The 16,308-nt window shown below is 58.6% G+C and carries 18 protein-coding genes; 14 read left to right on the top strand and 4 right to left on the bottom strand.

The features are described 5' to 3' along the window. Positions 1-5 precede the first annotated feature (5 nt). From GGU46_RS20595 to GGU46_RS20580, 4 genes are all read left to right on the top strand, one after another. The gene (locus GGU46_RS20595) at positions 6-638 is read left to right on the top strand and encodes a helix-turn-helix transcriptional regulator (protein ID WP_183405425.1); all 633 of its coding nucleotides are present in this window, start codon (positions 6-8) and stop codon (positions 636-638) included. Between the two features lie 76 nt (positions 639-714). Continuing rightward, positions 715-1,050 (top strand): four-helix bundle copper-binding protein, encoded by a 336-nt coding sequence (locus GGU46_RS20590; protein ID WP_183405424.1) that lies wholly within the window; start codon positions 715-717, stop codon positions 1,048-1,050. 146 nt (positions 1,051-1,196) lie between these two features. Next, positions 1,197-1,835, top strand: coding sequence for a hypothetical protein (locus GGU46_RS20585; RefSeq protein WP_183405423.1), 639 nt, complete (start codon positions 1,197-1,199; stop codon positions 1,833-1,835). A gap of 139 nt (positions 1,836-1,974) precedes the next feature. Further along, on the top strand, positions 1,975-2,184 hold the full coding sequence (locus GGU46_RS20580; RefSeq protein ID WP_183405422.1) for a heavy-metal-associated domain-containing protein: 210 nt from the start codon (positions 1,975-1,977) through the stop codon (positions 2,182-2,184). A gap of 231 nt (positions 2,185-2,415) precedes the next feature. Here the strand turns inward: GGU46_RS20580 and GGU46_RS20575 are convergent, their stop codons facing one another. Together GGU46_RS20575 and GGU46_RS20570 are read right to left on the bottom strand one after the other, a co-directional pair. Continuing rightward, positions 2,416-2,946, bottom strand: coding sequence for a hypothetical protein (locus GGU46_RS20575; RefSeq protein WP_215906421.1), 531 nt, complete (start codon positions 2,944-2,946; stop codon positions 2,416-2,418). A 26-nt stretch (positions 2,947-2,972) separates the two neighbouring features. Then, positions 2,973-3,899, bottom strand: coding sequence for a toxin-antitoxin system YwqK family antitoxin (locus tag GGU46_RS20570; protein WP_183405420.1), 927 nt, complete (start codon positions 3,897-3,899; stop codon positions 2,973-2,975). A 157-nt stretch (positions 3,900-4,056) separates the two neighbouring features. On the opposite strand from GGU46_RS20570, the gene GGU46_RS20565 reads away from it, so the two are divergent. The 6 genes from GGU46_RS20565 (at position 4,057) to GGU46_RS20540 (ending at position 12,016) form a co-directional block, all read left to right on the top strand. Beyond that, positions 4,057-5,070 (top strand): tyrosine-type recombinase/integrase, encoded by a 1,014-nt coding sequence (locus GGU46_RS20565; protein WP_183405419.1) that lies wholly within the window; start codon positions 4,057-4,059, stop codon positions 5,068-5,070. Positions 5,071-5,297: 227 nt separating this feature from the next. Beyond that, a complete protein-coding gene (locus GGU46_RS20560; RefSeq protein WP_183405418.1) occupies positions 5,298-6,554 on the top strand; it encodes an ImmA/IrrE family metallo-endopeptidase in 1,257 nt (418 codons plus the stop codon). Between the two features lie 6 nt (positions 6,555-6,560). Continuing rightward, positions 6,561-7,094, top strand: coding sequence for a hypothetical protein (locus GGU46_RS20555; RefSeq protein WP_183405417.1), 534 nt, complete (start codon positions 6,561-6,563; stop codon positions 7,092-7,094). A 23-nt stretch (positions 7,095-7,117) separates the two neighbouring features. After that, a complete protein-coding gene (locus tag GGU46_RS20550) occupies positions 7,118-7,648 on the top strand; it encodes a hypothetical protein (protein WP_183405416.1) in 531 nt (176 codons plus the stop codon). A gap of 110 nt (positions 7,649-7,758) precedes the next feature. After that, positions 7,759-9,342 carry a site-specific DNA-methyltransferase gene (locus tag GGU46_RS20545; RefSeq protein WP_183405415.1) on the top strand — a complete coding sequence of 528 codons (1,584 nt, stop codon included), beginning with the start codon at positions 7,759-7,761 and terminating at the stop codon, positions 9,340-9,342. Positions 9,343-9,352: 10 nt separating this feature from the next. Further along, positions 9,353-12,016 (top strand): DEAD/DEAH box helicase, encoded by a 2,664-nt coding sequence (locus tag GGU46_RS20540; protein WP_183405414.1) that lies wholly within the window; start codon positions 9,353-9,355, stop codon positions 12,014-12,016. A gap of 37 nt (positions 12,017-12,053) precedes the next feature. Here the strand turns inward: GGU46_RS20540 and GGU46_RS20535 are convergent, their stop codons facing one another. Both GGU46_RS20535 and GGU46_RS20530 read right to left on the bottom strand, forming a co-directional pair. Then, complete coding sequence (locus tag GGU46_RS20535) at positions 12,054-12,584, bottom strand: ImmA/IrrE family metallo-endopeptidase (protein ID WP_126696190.1); 531 nt, start codon at positions 12,582-12,584, stop codon at positions 12,054-12,056. 78 nt (positions 12,585-12,662) lie between these two features. Then, positions 12,663-13,031 carry a helix-turn-helix domain-containing protein gene (locus GGU46_RS20530; protein ID WP_126696191.1) on the bottom strand — a complete coding sequence of 123 codons (369 nt, stop codon included), beginning with the start codon at positions 13,029-13,031 and terminating at the stop codon, positions 12,663-12,665. 121 nt (positions 13,032-13,152) lie between these two features. Between GGU46_RS20530 and GGU46_RS20525 the strand changes: the two genes are divergently transcribed. The 4 genes from GGU46_RS20525 to GGU46_RS20510 are packed head-to-tail and all read left to right on the top strand — an operon-like array spanning position 13,153 to position 16,278. Next, positions 13,153-14,301, top strand: a complete 1,149-nt coding sequence (locus tag GGU46_RS20525; RefSeq protein ID WP_183405413.1) for a CBASS cGAMP-activated phospholipase — start codon at positions 13,153-13,155, stop codon at positions 14,299-14,301. Between the two features lie 17 nt (positions 14,302-14,318). Further along, positions 14,319-15,776: a CBASS cGAMP synthase gene (locus GGU46_RS20520; RefSeq protein WP_183405412.1), complete on the top strand. Its 1,458-nt coding sequence runs from the start codon at positions 14,319-14,321 to the stop codon at positions 15,774-15,776. Positions 15,777-15,793: 17 nt separating this feature from the next. Next, positions 15,794-15,988: a hypothetical protein gene (locus GGU46_RS20515; protein ID WP_183405411.1), complete on the top strand. Its 195-nt coding sequence runs from the start codon at positions 15,794-15,796 to the stop codon at positions 15,986-15,988. Between the two features lie 11 nt (positions 15,989-15,999). Next, a complete protein-coding gene (locus GGU46_RS20510; protein WP_183405410.1) occupies positions 16,000-16,278 on the top strand; it encodes a DUF3892 domain-containing protein in 279 nt (92 codons plus the stop codon). Positions 16,279-16,308 lie beyond the last annotated feature (30 nt).

The raw sequence follows: 16,308 nt of genomic DNA, 5'->3' as shown, positions 1-16,308 counted from the left end.
CGTCCATGCCGCGCCACGCCGTTCCGACCCCGCCCACCACCGTGCTCTACATTAAGCACATGGTCTGCGCGCGCGGCATCCGGGTGGTGCGCCGCGAGCTGGAGCAGCTGGGCCTGCAGGTGTTGGATGTTCGGCTGGGGGCGGCCACGGTCGTCGGCGCGGCCGGTGACCTGAACTGGGCCGCTATCCGGCAAGCCCTCGGCGCCGCGCAGTTTGCGCTGCTGGAATCGTTTCACCAGACCTTGCTGGAGCGGGTGGACGCCGCCGTGCAGAAGCTGCTGCGGCAAGCCGAGCCCTGCCCGCGGCACCGGGCGTTCGGGGCGGCCGTGGCCGCCGAGCTGGCCCTGCCGTATTCCCAGCTCAACGCAGCGTACACCCGCTTGTCGGGGGGCCGCACCGTGGCCGCCTTTATTGTCCACCAGCGCCTACTCTACGCCCAGGAGTTGCTGGCCACCTCGCCCCTGGGCGTGAGCGCCGTGGCGCGGCGGCTGGGCTACAGCAGCTTGGCGCATTTTTCCGGGCAGTTCCGCCGCCTGACGCGGTGCTCGCCCTCGGCGTACCGCAAGCGCGGCGCCCAAGTTCAGTTCCCGGCGCCGCGGCCGCCCCAAATAATGCAAGCGGAAGGCTCGCAGGTGTAAAACCGCGGGTCAAGGATGGGGTATAACTGGTTTAGCAGGCCTCTTGGCCACCAGTATTCACCCCAAACCTTTACCCATGCATACCCAGAACCAAGCCCTACTCGACGCCCTTAACGCCTGCATCGCCGCCTGCGAGCATTGTGCCACGGCCTGCCTGCAGGAAGAAAACGTAAAAATGATGGCCCGCTGCATCAGCCTGGACCGGGACTGCGCCGACGTCTGCGCCCTGACTGCGCGCTTGACGGCCCGCGGTTCCGAGCACGCCCAGCACCTGCTGCGGGAGTGTGCCGAAGTCTGCAAAGCCTGCGGGGACGAGTGCGAGCAGCACGGCGCCCACATGGAGCACTGCCGGGAATGCGCCGAGGCCTGCCGCCGCTGCGAGCAGGCTTGCCGCCAAGGCTTGGCCGCGTAGCCGGTCTTGCCACCTTTGTCGCTAAGCCAGCCGGTAGCTTTACCAGCTGGCTTTTGCGCTGTTTAACCCTTACCTATATTGTTAAGCTGCGCCACGTCGCGTCGGCCCGTTGCTTTGCGGCTTGATTCCACCGTTAGTCCGTTTAAATGGCCTTTTCCCCGCCGCTTCGCAAGTTTGTGCTCACGGCCCACATCACGTTTTCGGTGGGATGGCTGGGTGCGGTGGCCGCCTTTCTGGCATTGGCCATCGCGGGACTCACCAGCCAAGACCCGTTGCTGGTGCGGGCATCCTACCTGAGCATGGGCCTGAGCGGCTGGTTTGTCATCGTACCGGCCAGCATGGGCGCGCTGGCTACCGGCGTTGTGCAGGCACTGGGCACACCCTGGGGGCTGTTCAAGCACTATTGGGTGCTGGTCAAGCTCGTACTCACGGCGGGGGCCACGCTGCTGTTGCTGCTGCACATGCAGCCCGTTACCTACCTGGCCGACGTGGCGGCCCGAACCGACTTGTCCGCCACGGACCTGCGGAGCCTGCGCCTGCAGCTGCTCGCCGATGCCGCCGCCGCGCTTGCGGTACTGCTCTCGGCCACGCTTATTTCCGTTTATAAGCCCTGGGGGCGCATTGAGCAGTGGCGAAAGCATCGGCAGCAGCGGGTGGCCCCAGGGCTACCCGCCGAAGCGGGTCCTACACCCTGGGGCCGGAACCTGCTGCTGGCCCTGCTGGTGCTGGGCCTGCTGCTGGTCATCGGCAAGCACCTGCTCAGCGGCGGCATGGGCCATCACTAGGTCGGGCTGCGGGTACCCGGCGGCTGCAAATCATGCAAGTCCCAAGCCTAATTCTGTACCACTGCCCGTGCACCACCCGCTAGTTTTGAGTGTTCTTAGTCCGAACCCGCCCCCCTTGGGCACCACGCATTCACCTCCCATGAAAACGCTTCAATTCAAAACCAACATCAACTGCGGCGGCTGCATCAAAGCCGTGACGCCCACCCTCAACCAGGAAGCCGGCGCCGGCAACTGGCAGGTTGACACCGCCAACCCGGATAAAATCCTGACCGTGACCTCCGACAAGCTCACGGCCGAGCAAGTGGTACACGCCGTGCAAGAAGCCGGTTTCGAGATTCAGCCCGCGTGAGTGTCCTCCTGCTTTCAGGTTGAACGCCCGGCCCCGCCGGGCGTTTTGTTTTCCATTGCCCTGCCGACGCGCACCCAGCATTGGAAATTAAGTAAGCCTTTCGCTTAATGGCAGCAAACAGTTTATGAGCCCGCGAGCATAACGTCAAGCGCGCCTAGTTGCATGCTTACTCCGCTGCCTAGGCAACGCAGGGGGCGCTTCTATTAGGAAAACCGTCAGCACGCCGGCTACCTAGCTGGCTGGTTTGGGAGTGTTGGTGCCGCCGGCCTTTGCCTCCCGTTTGCGACGGCGCTCGGCTCGGTCCCGCTCGCGCAGCTCCCAACGCCGCGCCTCGTCCTTTTCCTCATCCTCGTAGCGCGCGTATTCGCCCGCGTAGTAGGCCCTTCGGCTGGCAATGTACTGCTGCGCCGACACGGATTCCTGCCCGAAGCGCTCCACCACCGGCTCGCCCGTACCAATGCTCAGCTTCAGCTTGCCCTGGGTATCCCGGCTATGCTGCCAGATTAGCAGGTGCAGCTGTGGCGTTTGGTTGGCCTGCACATAGGGCTGAATGGCTTTCTCCATGAACTTGGCGCTAAAGCAGTTGAAATGGGTATCCAGCACAAAGCGCAGCATCTCCCGGTCGTGCTTCCAGTCGCTGAACGCCACGCTGAGGTAAAGCATGTTGTCCCGAAAATCCTGCTCACCGTGTCGGTTGTGAAAGCTGAGCGGGGGCTCGGCCCCGAAATGCTTATAGCCCGTGCAGGTATAGATTGACATCATCGCCGTACGTCGTTATTCAAGTAGCCTCACTTACAATCCTGCACCAGGGCACTCACGCTCAGTGTAGCCGTGGCGTCGGTGGTGTAATTATCGTTATTCACGCACACGTACAGCCGCCGGGTACCCGCCGGCACCGCCATGGGCCGGGTTTCCTGGGGCGTGTTTTCCGCCGCCCGAAAGCACAGCTTGTCCCGGCTGATGGTGCCTTTGGTAGCCAGAAATTGCTGGGCGGCGTTTTCATCGGGGGTAATGTACCAGTGGCACTTGGTGCTAACTGTGGGGGGAGCGTTGTTGCCCTGCTTGGTGAGGGCCGTGGCGGCGGTGCTTAGCAGCGCCGGGGCGGCCGCGCCACCACTGCCGGCTACGGCGGCCACCGCCAGCGCCGTCGACCAGGAAATCGGCGGCTGGCCTTCGTCGCGGACGTCGAGCTTGTAGACAATGCCCACCGTGCCCACGGGCAGCTCGACGGTGAACACCTTGCGGCTGGAGTGCAGGCAGTTGCTGCAGTGAATGGTGGCGTTGCTCAAGGGCAGCGCGTCCTGCATGACGGAAGCGCACTTGATTTCGCGCCCGTCGTCGTGCCAGCTCCGAAAATCGGCTTGATGCACGCCGTTCACGTAGGTGCCGCGGAAGCTGACCTGACCATTCTCGTGCCAGCCGCAGCACAGGCCCGTTGGCTTATCTGGATTCTCCGACGCCAGTTTGCCCTCCCACTGCTTTTTCCACGACGGAAAGTAGTAGTCGCGCACGGTGCCGATGGTTTTGCCGGCCGCGTCGTGGCGGGCAATGCGGGCGTAGGCCACTTCTTCGAGTGTTTCGGTACGCTCCCAGTCACGGTCAAAGTAAACGGTATCGGCCGGGGGCAAGCTCACCGCCGCCGGCTTGGGCCGCTGGGCCGCCGCGGAGACACTTATAATAAGGAGTAGAAAAAGCAGCGAGTAGTTTTGGGCCATAGGATAAAAACTGATGGGGTGAGAGGGAAGGCGGCAGGTAAATGTAACGCGAAGATTGACGAAGCTCAACCGGAACCGGTCCGTCTTCCCAGCGCTTCTTTCTCAAGGTTTAGGCATCATAACTGTTAATTATGATACCTAACTTATCTTTACCCGCATGAGCACCGAACTCGCCCGAATCCCTGACCAGCCACAGGCCCTCGGCTCGCAACTCGCCACCGCGGCCGACAACGTGGCCCGCTACCTCAAGCTCGGCCTGGAGGGCGCCGACAACACGGTGCTCGCGTACTCGGCCGACCTGAAAAGCTTCGGCGAGTACTGCGAGACAAACGGCTTGTGCCCGCTGCCAGCCGACGTGGCCACCGTGGCCCGGTACGCCGCGGACCTGGCCGACATCCCGCGCAAGCTCTCGACCATCAAGCGCCACTTGGCAGCCATTCACAAGCATCATCAGCTGCGCGGCTACCCGTCGCCGGTACACTCGGACGAACTGGCGCTGGTCCTCGAAGGCATCACGCGCGCCCTGGGCAAGCGTCAGAAGCAGGCGCCGGCCTTTACCGTCGACGAGCTCAAGGAGAGCATCCGCCGCTTGGATGTGACGACTACGGCCGGGCTGCGCGACCGAGCCCTGCTGCTGCTGGGCTTCGCCGGCGCCTTCCGCCGCTCCGAGCTCGTGGCCCTGAACGTGGAGCACTTGGAGTTTACCGAGCGGGCTCTAATCGTGCACCTGCCCAAAAGCAAAACCAACCAAGCCGGTGAAGCCGAAGACAAAGCGGTCTTCTACGCTTCTACGGCAAGCTTCTGCCCGGTGCGCTGCACGCGCGCCTGGGTACATCAGTTGGGCCGCAGCACTGGGCCATTATTCGTATCGCTCAAGCGTGGGAAGGTGAAGGGCGAGGCGCTACCCACCCAAAAGCGTTTGTCCGCTCTGCGTGTAAATGGGCTGGTACAGTTCCACCTGAACCATGACGAGGAAGGCCACAAGATTCCTGAGAAGAACTACTCGGCCCACTCGTTGCGTGTCTCCTTTATCACGGTCTCGGTACTGCGCGGACAGTCAAACCGATTTATTAAGAACCAGACGAAGCAAAAGACCGATGCCATGATTGACCGCTACTCCCGACTGGATGACGTGGTGAGCTTTAATGCAGCGCAGAATTTAGGGCTATAATTCAAACCCTACCGTTCCATCCGCTTTCGGTTCTACCCATTGACAGATTCATTAGCAAGCCTGTTTTGCGGAGCATGTATGCAGCCATGGCCTAGATGGCAAAGTGAAGGCGGTCATTAATGATAAGGAAAGCACCGCATTACGAAAACCCGATAAAAATAGCCCAAAATCAAGTTGCACAATTTTGTGCAGTGAACTACATTTGCCAAAAGAATTGGCATTTCCCCATGAGCGACAACTTTGCAAATAGCCCCGACCTCCCATCCGACTTGATGGATGAGGTGCTCAAGTTGCTGGCGTCGTCCGATGCCCCTTCGTTGGCTAGCTTGATTGAGCGGCGGCGTGAGGAACTGGGTTTGTCGACGAAAGCCACTAGCGAAATCCTGAGCATGACGCGTACCTCGTATGAGCGCTTGGTAACGGGGGCTTTGCAAAAGCTGGATGTACTAACGGCCCTCAAGCTCGCGCACTTCCTGGACGTGAGCATCGAGCAGGTCATGAAGCTGGTAGCGGCGTCGGTAATGCCGGCAGAAGACTACAAAACGGTGGAGCGCGTGAAAGAAGCTTCCTTCATCGTGCGGAATTTCGATGTTGTGCGCTTGCGCAAACTCGGCTTTATCGAGTCGATGGACTATGGGCACATCCGGGACCGGATACTGCACTACTTCGGGCTGAACTCCTTGTATGAGTACGGCACTGAAATGGCCGCCGTGCTTTTTCAGAAGTCCAACACGCGCGTGGAGGACAAGATGAAGGCCTTCTGGATAATGTCGGCTTATCAGCAGTTTCAGCGCGTGGACAATCCGAATCCGTTCGACCCGCGGCAAGTAGAGAAGCTGGTGACCCAGATTCGCCGCTACACCCGGCAGGAGCGAGCAGGTATGCTGACGGTGATGCGGGCGCTGTACGAGGCCGGCGTTACGGTGATTATGCAGAAGGCGCTGCCCAGCACGGCGGTGCAGGGCGGGACGTTTATCGTCAACAAGAAGCCGTGCATCGTTATTACCGACCACTTCAAGAGCTATCCGCTGCTCTGGCACACGCTGCTGCACGAGCTGGGGCACGTTATTTTTCACCTCGATAAGCTGGCAGTTGTCAAATACCACCTCACCGAGGGTGTGGAAGACCTGTTTTTGATTGAAGACCAGGCCAACCAGTTTGCCGACGAACTGCTGCTGCCCCGCGAGAAGTATGAATACATCAAGAATTACATCAACGTAGAGTCATTCGTGGAGCGCTACGCGGCGCAGAACAACGTGCACCCGTCCATCATCTACCACCGCTACGCCCGCGAGCTGAGCGACCGACAGGACAAAACCGGGTGGCAGTATTACGGCCGCTTCATGCCCAAGTCAGATGTGTGCGCCGCGGGGCTGAGCCGGGCCCCCTGGCTGACCCCCGATACCTCACTCGCGGCCGAAAGCGAAGAAGTACGCACCATTCTGGCGCCTACTTCTCACCCCACCACGCAACCCATTGCCTAACTTTTTATGCAAGACCATTACGACCTGCCCAGCGAAGACGAGTTTGACGAGAACCGTCCGCACGATTCGGAAAAACAGGAAAGCGATGCCCAGGAGCTGGATTTTCTGGCCCGGCTAAAACAGTTGTCGGACGACGCGCAGCAGGAGGCAGAAGGGAGGCAAGGCGCTTTTGCTTTCTCGCCCGAAGAAGAAGTCGAAGACGAGCCTTTCGGGGCTGAGTTTGCCGGCGATATGCACAACCAGCAGGAGTCTTACGACTTGTACTACGCCATTCGTCGCCTACTGATGCAGGGACTGCCGCGCGGCGAAGAAAACAAGGACCTGCGCCAAATGGTGTACGACGAAAAAAACCTGCTGCTGCGCGACGGCGTGGACCGCCCGGCGGGAGGTGGCACCATCGGGGCCGATAGCCGGCAAGGCAAACCTTCGCTCGCGCGGTCGGCCTACGAGAAAACCCAGGCCTGGGCCAACCGGGGCGGCAGCGCCTACGACATCTTCCTGGAATACTACGACCTCAACAAGCAAATGCGCTTCCGCTAGTCGGTACCGCTTCGTAGGCCACCATGTGGAGCCAGGAAGAATTCAAAACAGCAGTACCGCTGGTTGTAGCGGTAATAACAGGGCTGTTCGGTGCCGGCGTAGCCGTGCTTACGTGGAAGCTGACCGGGCGTCGCGAGCGGCTGAAGCTCCGGCAGGAACAGCAGATGCAGCACTACAAATCCATGGAGGACTTGTATGCCAGCCTCCTGGAAATGGTGCACGAGGGTATTCGCTACACGGAAGCCCGGCTGAACTACGACGAGTACTATCAGTCGATGTCGCCGCTGCTGTCACGGGCCATGCTGAAGGCACCTGAAGAGGTGCTTGAGCAGCTGCAGCTAGCCTGCGACGCTTTATCGGCGTGGTCGTCGGAATACCGGCAAGGCTTACCCCTCTTGGTTGGCAAAACGGGTCTGGCAATGGTATCGACGCAGGACTTTCCGCACCAAGAAAGGGCGCGAGAACTGCGGCCCTTGCTCAACGACGAGTTGCATAAGCTGAACGCCGTGATGAAAAAGGACCTCGACGGCCGCCGCAAACAGCTGCCAACCTAGCGCCCATCTTTACCCCGCAGCCCTAGCCGCTGCAATTTTTACCGCCAGTTGCAAAGCGCAACGCCTGGTCTCGGGCGGCTTTGCTTGCTTACTCGCCTTACGCCTGCCCTATGCCTACCCTCCACTGGATTGGTAAAGACAAAGTCATCAATCACCACCAGGACGTTCCGTTCCGACTTCTTGACCACCAGTACGGCGCCCTTGCCGATGGCTCGCAAACCGCAGAGCCTGCTGGCAGCGGCAACCGCATCATCCACGGCGACAACCTCGAAGCCCTGAAAGCGCTGCTGCCCGAGTACGAAGGCCGGGTGAAATGCATATACATAGACCCGCCATACAACACCGGCAACGAGGGCTGGGTGTACAACGACAACGTCAACGACCCCAAAATCAAGAAGTGGCTAAGCCAGGTCGTTGGCAAGGAAGGCGAAGACCTTTCCCGTCACGATAAGTGGCTGTGCATGATGTACCCGCGTCTCAAGCTGCTGCACAAGCTGCTGGCTGAAGATGGAATTATCTTTATTTCAATCGACGACAATGAAATTTCTTACCTCCGAATAGTCATGGATGAGATATTCGGTCGGGCGCAATTCGTCACCGAATTTATTTGGAAGTCAAGAGTTAGCGAGGATGCGCGTGCTGTTACTGGTGTATCAAACGACCATGAATACATTCTTACTTATCGCAAAACAGATTTGGTAAAATTGCGCGGGGTCGAAAAGGACTTAACTAAGTTTTCGAATCCTGATAATGACCCTCGTGGACCGTGGCGAAGTGCTGATGTTACCGGGCTGGCTACCAAAGAACAACGCCCAAATTTGCATTATGACTTGGTTAATCCTGTGACTGGTGACGTTTATCCGGCGCCTTATAAAGGTTGGCGCTTTGATAAAAACACTATGGCTAAGCGAGTGAGTGAAGGGAGAATCCTTTTTCCCTCTTCACCAGATGGCCGGCCGCGTCAGAAAGTATTTTCTGACGAAATGGCGAGTCAATACAAAGCCATATCTTCTGTGATAACTTCTACAAGCACTGCGGAAGGCACTAAGGTCATAAGCTCCATATTAGGTCAAGGCGCTTTTGATTTTCCAAAACCTGTCGCCCTACCTGAAATGCTTATTGGACAGGTGACAGACCCCGAAGACCCTGATTGCATCGTCCTCGACTCATTCGCTGGCAGCGGCACTACAGCCCACGCCGTGCTCAAGCTCAACCAGCAGGACGGCGGCAACCGCCGCTTCATCCTGACGGAGATGGAAGACTATGCCGAAACCATCACGGCCGAGCGAGTAAAGCGCGTGATGCAGGGCTACGCCGGCCAGCCCGGCACCGGCGGCAGCTTCGACTACTACACCCTGGGAGCGGCCGTCTTCACCGAAACCGGCGAGCTGAACGAGCAGGCCGGCCTGCCGGGCTTGCGCCAGTATATCTACTACGCCGAAACCAAGCAGCCCTTGCCGGCCTCCTCGGCCGACGACAACGCTGCCTTCCTGGCCTTGCACGACGATACAGCCTACTATTTCCACTACGCGCCCGACGAAGTCACCACCCTAAGCCACGACTTCCTGGCCACCATGCGTACCCGGGCCGGCCAGTACATCATCTACGCCGATAACTGCCTGCTCACGCCCGAGTTCATGACCCAGCACGGCATTATTTTCAAGAAAATCCCCCGCGACATTTCGCGCTTCTAGCCCCCTGCCGATGGAGCTCAAACCCTACCAACAGGAGGTCATCACCGACCTCGCCCGCTTCCTCGACTGCGTGCAGGCTACCAAGCGCCTCCCCGACGCCTTCCACGATTTCTGGGCCACGCATCCGCGCACGCCGGTGAAGCCGTTTCCGGGCACGGCCATTGAGCCCTACAAAAACACGGTGCCAGGGGTGCCGCACGTCACCATCAAGGTGCCCACGGCCGGCGGCAAAACCTTCCTGGCTGCCAACGCCCTGCGCACCATCTTCGGGGCATTTCCGCCCGACCGCGCCAAGGCCGTAGTGTGGCTGGTGCCTTCCGTCACCATTCTGGAGCAGACGCTGCGCAACCTGAAAGACCCAGGCCACCCCTACCGGCAGAAAATCAACACCCACTTCGCCGGCCGGGTGGAGGTGTACGACAAAGCGGCCCTGTTGCAGGGCAGCGGCTTCTCGGCCAGCTCCGTGCAGGAGCAGGTAAGCCTGGTGGTGCTCAGCTTTGACTCGCTGCGCGCCCGCAACAAGGAAGACCGCAAGGTGTACCAGGAAAACGGCAACCTGCAATCTTTCGGCTCGCTGCTGGGCGATGAGGAAGACATTACGCTGATGCGGGTGATTCAGGCCCTGAACCCGGTGGTGGTGGTCGATGAAAGCCACAACGCCGAGAGCGAGCTGAGCGTGGATATGCTCAAGAACCTCAACCCCGCCTTTATCCTCGACCTGACGGCCACCCCGCGCAAAAACAGCAACATCATCAGCTTCGTGGACGCGCTAGCGCTCAAAAAAGAGCACATGGTGAAGCTGCCCGTCATCGTCTACAACCACAACGACCGCACGGAAGTCATCAACTCGGCCCTGCAGCTGCAGCGCAATCTGGAGCTGCAGGCCAAACAGGAGCAAAAGGCTGGCGGGCGCTACATCCGGCCCATCGTGCTGTTTCAGGCCCAGCCCAAAACGGCCGACGACAACACCACCTTCGAGCAGCTGAAAAAGAAGCTCCTCGACCTGAAAATCCCCGAAAGCCACATCCGCATCAAGACGGCCAGCCTCAACGAGCTGAAGAACGAGGACCTGGCTTCGCCCAAGTGCGAGGTGCGCTACATCATCACGGTCAATGCCCTGAAAGAGGGTTGGGACGCGCCGTTTGCCTACATCCTGGCCTCCCTGGCCGATAAGTCGTCGGCCGTGGACGTGGAACAGATTCTGGGCCGGGTGCTGCGCCAGCCCTACGTGGCCCCGCACGCCGCACCCATGCTCAACATGAGCTACGTGCTGACGGCCTCCAGCAAGTTTCTGGAAACGCTCGACAAGATTGTAGTGGGCCTGAACAAAGCCGGCTTCAGCGCCCGCGACTACAAGGTGGCTGACCCGGCCGCGCTGGCTCCCAAACCCGACCCGCTGGCCACCTTCGTGCAGGCCCCGCTGAACTTCGACGCGCCGCCAGCTCCTACCGCGGCCGACGACCTGGCCGACATCGACGTGCGTCGCATCACGCCACTGGCACCGACTACCGACGAAGCCGCCGCGCCCGTAGCAGTAGCCGACCCGCTGGCCAGCCTGCCGGCCGCTACCGGCTCGGTGCAGGCCATTGCCGAAGCCGCCCTGACCCAGCAAGCTGAGTTTGAGAAAACCGTGGCCGCCAGCACCGCCGGCAGGGCCGCGCCTTTACCCACTGCGCTCCAATCCCTCGTGAAAACCTATCCCATCAAGGACATCTTCCGCGAGCAGGCCGCCGCTTTGGTATTGCCGCAATTCTTCTGGAAAAAACCCGCTGCCACGCTTTTCGACAGCGGCGAAGGCAGCCAGGCTGTGCTGCTGGAAAAGGAGTACCTGCTCGAAGGCTTTCCGCTGGGCAAGGCCGATACCAACATCAAGTTCGACGGTGTGTCGGCCGAACTCTACCGCGTGGACCTCGACGAAACTAAGAAGGAAGCCACGCCCACCTTCATGCGCATCGACGGCGACGCGAAGGAGCGCATCATGGCTTACATCCTGGACCCCAGCCGCAAAGACAGCCGGGTAAAGAACTTCACGCGCCGCATCCTCGACCTTATCGGCAACCTCTACCCCATTGCCGATAAGGAGATTGAGCGCTACGTGAAGCGTATTCTGGAAGACTTCACCGACGAGCAGTTCACCGACTTCGCCAACCACGAGTACACGTACACCCAGAAAATCAAGGACAGAATCCGGCAGCTGTCGGAAGACTACGCCTACAAGAAGTTCCGCGACTTCCTCGACCAGGATAAGGCCTTTATCCAGCCGGCCTACACCTTCCCGCTGCAGATTTCGCCGGGCGACACCAGCAAGGACATTACCAAGTCGCTCTACGAGCAGGAGGGCAAAATCAACGGCTTCGAGGAGCGGGTTATTAATGAAATAGCCAACCTGCCCAACATCGCCTTCTGGACCCGCAACCTCGAACGTGGCAAGGGATTCCGCATCAACGGCTTTCTGAACCACTACCCCGACTTCATCATTCAGACCAAAAGCGGCAAAACGCTGGTGGTGGAAACCAAGGGGGACCACCTGGACGCGGAGCAGAAAATCAAGCTGGGTGCCACTTGGGCGCAAAAAGCTGGTAATGCCTACCGCTACTTCATGGTGTACGAGCGCCGAGTAGTAGACGGGGCTTATAAGCTAGATGACTTCCTGAACACCGTACGGGAAATTTAGACGACGTGTGTCCTCGGGTGCTGCTTGACTATGTAGGTTAAGACCGCATATAAGCCAATTGGCGTTTAACGCCGGTTCGGTTGATGCGCAGTTGTACCATCTGGGCACTGGCTTGATAGTGTTCCATGATGGCAGCGTTATCCCACCCTTTACTCAACGCGTACAGCAACGCGGCTCGGGGCAATAGTAGAGTCCACCCGAGGCAGTCTGCTTCCAACTCCTGTTCCTCCGGGTAAAGCCGCATGTAATCGGGCAACCCATTACCTGTATCGATGGCAGATAATTGATGTCCACAAAGAATGTGCGCAACCTCATGCATTACATTACTTTGCTGCCGTGCCGGCGAATGCACCCCGTTGTGAATAATAAGGTGGGTTGATTGCTGAGACGGGTGGTACGGCATAGTAAGCGCCGACCAGTGCTTTCCGCTCGGATGGCAGAGTGTAGTTAAGCTCTCCGATGAAAGCCCAACCAACTGCTGGGCCACGACGACTTTGATGCGCAGGTGCTCACACAGACGGAAAGCACACAAGGGCTCATACGGCTTCAAGCCAAGTTCTTGGCGCAAGGATTCCGCTTTTCGCTCCGCTTTTGCGGGGAAACCGTGGGGGAGTTTGGACTTCGCTGCCACCGGGACGCTACTTTATTAGTGCCCAAGGGCCTCCTGGCTCACTTGCCGATAGGCAAGCTGAATCATTTCTATCAGCGCCTGCGCCGTTGCCTTGGGCAAAACGCGGTCGGCCCGCAGGTGAGCCACAATTTTATCGCTTCCAGCGGCGGCTGATTCGGCGGCCGTAGCGGTTTCGTCGGTAGTGGTGAATGTATCGGTAGGGACGTTTAACCATTTGCAGAGCTGCAAGAAGGTATTCACGTCTGGAACGGAGCCTTGCTCAATTCGCGAGAGAGTGGAGGCGCTGACTTCGCCTATCTCCTGGGCTACTGCTCGTAGCCCGCGACCCGCTCGCTTGGATTTCACCATCGCGGCAAGTTTGTCAGTGTCAAGTTGTACGCTCATGATGGGCTAGTGACATTGTTGCGCAAAGAAAACATTTGTTTCACCAATGGAACAATTGTTGGGGGTGTTTCGTTCGTGAAACAGTCGTGTCGCAAAGTAGACAGGCGTACCTTTTATACGCATGCCAAAACGCAACGGCGGCCTTTCTCCTGCACAAAACAAACCTAAATCCCTTGAAATGAATTCTACCCCTCCTTCGCCGGACCGGCCTTTTCGCATTTTATCCCTCGATGGTGGGGGAATCCGTGGCCTTTATACCGCTCGATTCTTAGCTGACTTGGAAGCGCAACTGCAACGAGACGGCCAAGAACATACTTCTCTCTACCAACACTTCGACTTAATCTGCGGTACGTCTACCGGCGGCATCATTGCGTTGGCGCTGGCATTAGGCATGCCGGCTCGGGAACTCGTTCACCTGTACTCGCACCACGCCAAGGACATTTTCGGTGCTGGCCGAAATCTCGTTTCCTGGCTGGGTACAGCTCGGTACTCCAATAAGAAACTGGAGGCGCTGCTGAAGGAGAAGTTTGCCCCCTACTCTCCAGACGGCAATACCCGACTGGGACACGCACGCACCCGGGTTTGCATTCCGGTGTTCAACGCTGTGTCGGGCAAGGTGAGCGTGTACAAAACCTGCCACCACAAAGACTTCATTCGGGACTACCAGATGCCGGCATATCAAGTTGGCATGTCTACGGCCGCGGCCCCTACCTATTTTGACCCCTATAGCCCGCGTTATCTCGCCGATGTAACGGAAGAAGAGGTTATCATTAGCCACAACGTGGACGGCGGCATTTTCGCCAACAACCCCGCCCTTATCGGCCTGACCGAGGCCCACGGTTGCTTGGCTGTGCCGTGGACCAATATTCGGCTGCTCTCCATCGGCACCGGCCGGCAGGCCTTCACGGAGCGCCCCGAGCAGCGGCGGTGGGGCCTGATTTACTGGGCCAATAAAATGCGCATCCTGGACATGATACTTCATGCCCAGGCCGACCACACCGATAGCGTCTGCCAGGTGCTCAGCCGGGGCGCCGGCCGAGAGGCCCCGCAGGCTTTTTTGTACGAGCGGGTTCAGTTCGACTTTCTCAATAAACAGGAATACGTCGATTTAGACACCACCTCCCCGGCAAAGCTCACGGCGTTGCAGGAGCGGGCCAGCAACCAGTTCCGCGAACGGGGCCGGCGCATCATTGATAATTTCTGTACCGAGCCAACGGCTGCGTTTGCTCCCTGCCGCTCACTGAGCCAGCCCGCGCTGGTAGCTGCTTAACTACTGATTCCGTTTTTATGGCCAACTGCAACAAGCTGTTTCTGGACTTCAACCAGAACCTGAACGTGCTCAGCACGAAGAAAACCAAGCTCAGCACTTCCAAAAAGGAGCTTCGCCGAAAAATTACCGACCACTTCAAAGAGCACCACCCGGACTACAAGCCAAAGTTCTTTACACAGGGCTCGCAGAAGCTGGGGACGGTCATTCGCATCCACGACGACACCTGTGACCTTGACGACGGCGTGTACTTCTTGTGCAAGCCCGACGTGACAGCTACGACTTTGCAACGCTGGGTATACGAAGCCGTGCAAGACCACACCAGCGAGCCAGCCCAGTGGCGGAAAAAGTGTATCCGGGTGACTTACAAGGCCGATTATCACATCGACCTGCCTGTTTACTACATGCTGGAAGACGAGGACCATCCTCATCTGGCGGTGAAGAACGAAGGCTGGGAGGACAGCGACCCGAAGGAGTTTATCACGTGGTTCCGCAAGCAGCGCGATACCAAGGGACAACTGGTGCGGTTGGTGAAGTACCTGAAATCCTGGTGCGACTGGTGCGCCCACAAAATGCCCAGTGGGTTGTGCATGACGGTGCTGGCGGAACGCAACTTCGTGGCCAATGACCGCGACGACTGCGCCCTACGTGCCCTTCTCAAAGCCATTCGAACCGACCTAAAGCGGGAATGGAGGTGCACCATGCCCACCACGCCCCAGGATGATTTGCTGAGCAAATACTCTGACGAGCTGAAGCGGAATTTCTTCGATGCGCTGGACGAGTTTATTGATGATGCTGACGAGGCGGTAGACGACGAAAAGAACCAGTTGAGCGCCAGTAAACTCTGGCGGCACCACTTGGGCCCACGCTTCCCTGACGGGCTCGATGAGGATGTGGATGCCAAAGAAGCCAAGCTGCGCGCCTCGGCCGTGCTCATCAACAGCGGGCGCGCAGCCACCACAGCTGCCGTTGGTATCACTACCCGCGGCCACGGAGTGCCTAACCAATCACACCGCTTCGATGGAGGGCGCCATTTTCATCCACTGGCGCGACAGGGCAAAGACTGGTTTGCCGTGTTTCATCGGGAAAAGCAGTTGGTCGAGCGGCACTATCCAGCTTTTCGGTGCCAGCTGAAGCGCAATGCATTGACCTGTCGCGGTGAGGTGTCCTCGCCCGGTGGCGAAGGCACTTACCATATCAAAATTGACTACACTCCTGGCCGGCCCCCGAAAGTGTTCGTGCTCAATCCAGACATTGAATACCGGCACCACGCCCTCACGCACTTCTACCCGGCCGACAATAGCCTGTGCCTTTACTATCCCGGCGACCTAGCCTGGTCAGACAAACACCATCTGTATGACAAGACCATTCCATGGCTTGCCGAATGGTTGGTCTTCTACGAGCTGTATCAGATTACGGGCCGATGGGAAGGCCCCGCCGTGGACCATCGCCTTCACAATCAAAACACCTCTTTTTAACTTCTTCACTTCCTTTTATGACTCGCAATTTTCCAACCCCAAGCAATGAGCTTGCTGCCGTGACCAATACCATTGGGCAAGCGGTGCAAGCTTCAACCTCCGCTTTTCGCTTTTTAGGCTCGCTCAAAGGGGACACCCGTGCCGTTTTGGTGCTGCTGCTCTCGGTATGCGGCCTGCTCTGGACCATCAACTATTTTTCTACCAAGCGCTAATCCTTGCCATTATGTCTAACCGCATTACCCACATTCGCAAGCCGAACGCGAACAGCTCTCACGAGCACATCACCCACATCAAAGGCCTTAACACCTCTGGGCAAGTATTTGAATCAACCGTGGCCGTCGTGATAGCCAATCTCAAATCCGGTAACTACAAATACCACGTGCAAGCTGCCGGACGCACGATTAACGTAATCCATCAGAAAAGCGCGGCCGGCAACGAATACATCAAAACGGAACCGGATTCCACAACAAAAGACAACTTGTTGAGCCTGCCGCAATTTTAATTGAATTGCTGGTGCTAATCCTCAAAGCCC

The sequence above is a fragment of the Hymenobacter latericoloratus genome (assembly GCF_014199535.1).
GTDB classification, from domain to species: Bacteria; Bacteroidota; Bacteroidia; order Cytophagales; family Hymenobacteraceae; genus Hymenobacter; species Hymenobacter latericoloratus.
This window is presented reverse-complemented; position numbering and strand designations above follow the sequence as displayed.

Coding starts and splice junctions, on each gene's coding strand:
- GGU46_RS20595 (WP_183405425.1), top strand. CDS start 6: ATGCCGCGCCACGCCGTTCCGACCCCGCCCACCACCGTGCTCTACATT.
- GGU46_RS20590 (WP_183405424.1), top strand. CDS start 715: ATGCATACCCAGAACCAAGCCCTACTCGACGCCCTTAACGCCTGCATC.
- GGU46_RS20585 (WP_183405423.1), top strand. CDS start 1,197: ATGGCCTTTTCCCCGCCGCTTCGCAAGTTTGTGCTCACGGCCCACATC.
- GGU46_RS20580 (WP_183405422.1), top strand. CDS start 1,975: ATGAAAACGCTTCAATTCAAAACCAACATCAACTGCGGCGGCTGCATC.
- GGU46_RS20575 (WP_215906421.1), bottom strand. CDS start 2,946: ATGATGTCAATCTATACCTGCACGGGCTATAAGCATTTCGGGGCCGAG.
- GGU46_RS20570 (WP_183405420.1), bottom strand. CDS start 3,899: ATGGCCCAAAACTACTCGCTGCTTTTTCTACTCCTTATTATAAGTGTC.
- GGU46_RS20565 (WP_183405419.1), top strand. CDS start 4,057: ATGAGCACCGAACTCGCCCGAATCCCTGACCAGCCACAGGCCCTCGGC.
- GGU46_RS20560 (WP_183405418.1), top strand. CDS start 5,298: ATGAGCGACAACTTTGCAAATAGCCCCGACCTCCCATCCGACTTGATG.
- GGU46_RS20555 (WP_183405417.1), top strand. CDS start 6,561: ATGCAAGACCATTACGACCTGCCCAGCGAAGACGAGTTTGACGAGAAC.
- GGU46_RS20550 (WP_183405416.1), top strand. CDS start 7,118: ATGTGGAGCCAGGAAGAATTCAAAACAGCAGTACCGCTGGTTGTAGCG.
- GGU46_RS20545 (WP_183405415.1), top strand. CDS start 7,759: ATGCCTACCCTCCACTGGATTGGTAAAGACAAAGTCATCAATCACCAC.
- GGU46_RS20540 (WP_183405414.1), top strand. CDS start 9,353: ATGGAGCTCAAACCCTACCAACAGGAGGTCATCACCGACCTCGCCCGC.
- GGU46_RS20530 (WP_126696191.1), bottom strand. CDS start 13,031: ATGAGCGTACAACTTGACACTGACAAACTTGCCGCGATGGTGAAATCC.
- GGU46_RS20525 (WP_183405413.1), top strand. CDS start 13,153: ATGCCAAAACGCAACGGCGGCCTTTCTCCTGCACAAAACAAACCTAAA.
- GGU46_RS20520 (WP_183405412.1), top strand. CDS start 14,319: ATGGCCAACTGCAACAAGCTGTTTCTGGACTTCAACCAGAACCTGAAC.
- GGU46_RS20515 (WP_183405411.1), top strand. CDS start 15,794: ATGACTCGCAATTTTCCAACCCCAAGCAATGAGCTTGCTGCCGTGACC.
- GGU46_RS20510 (WP_183405410.1), top strand. CDS start 16,000: ATGTCTAACCGCATTACCCACATTCGCAAGCCGAACGCGAACAGCTCT.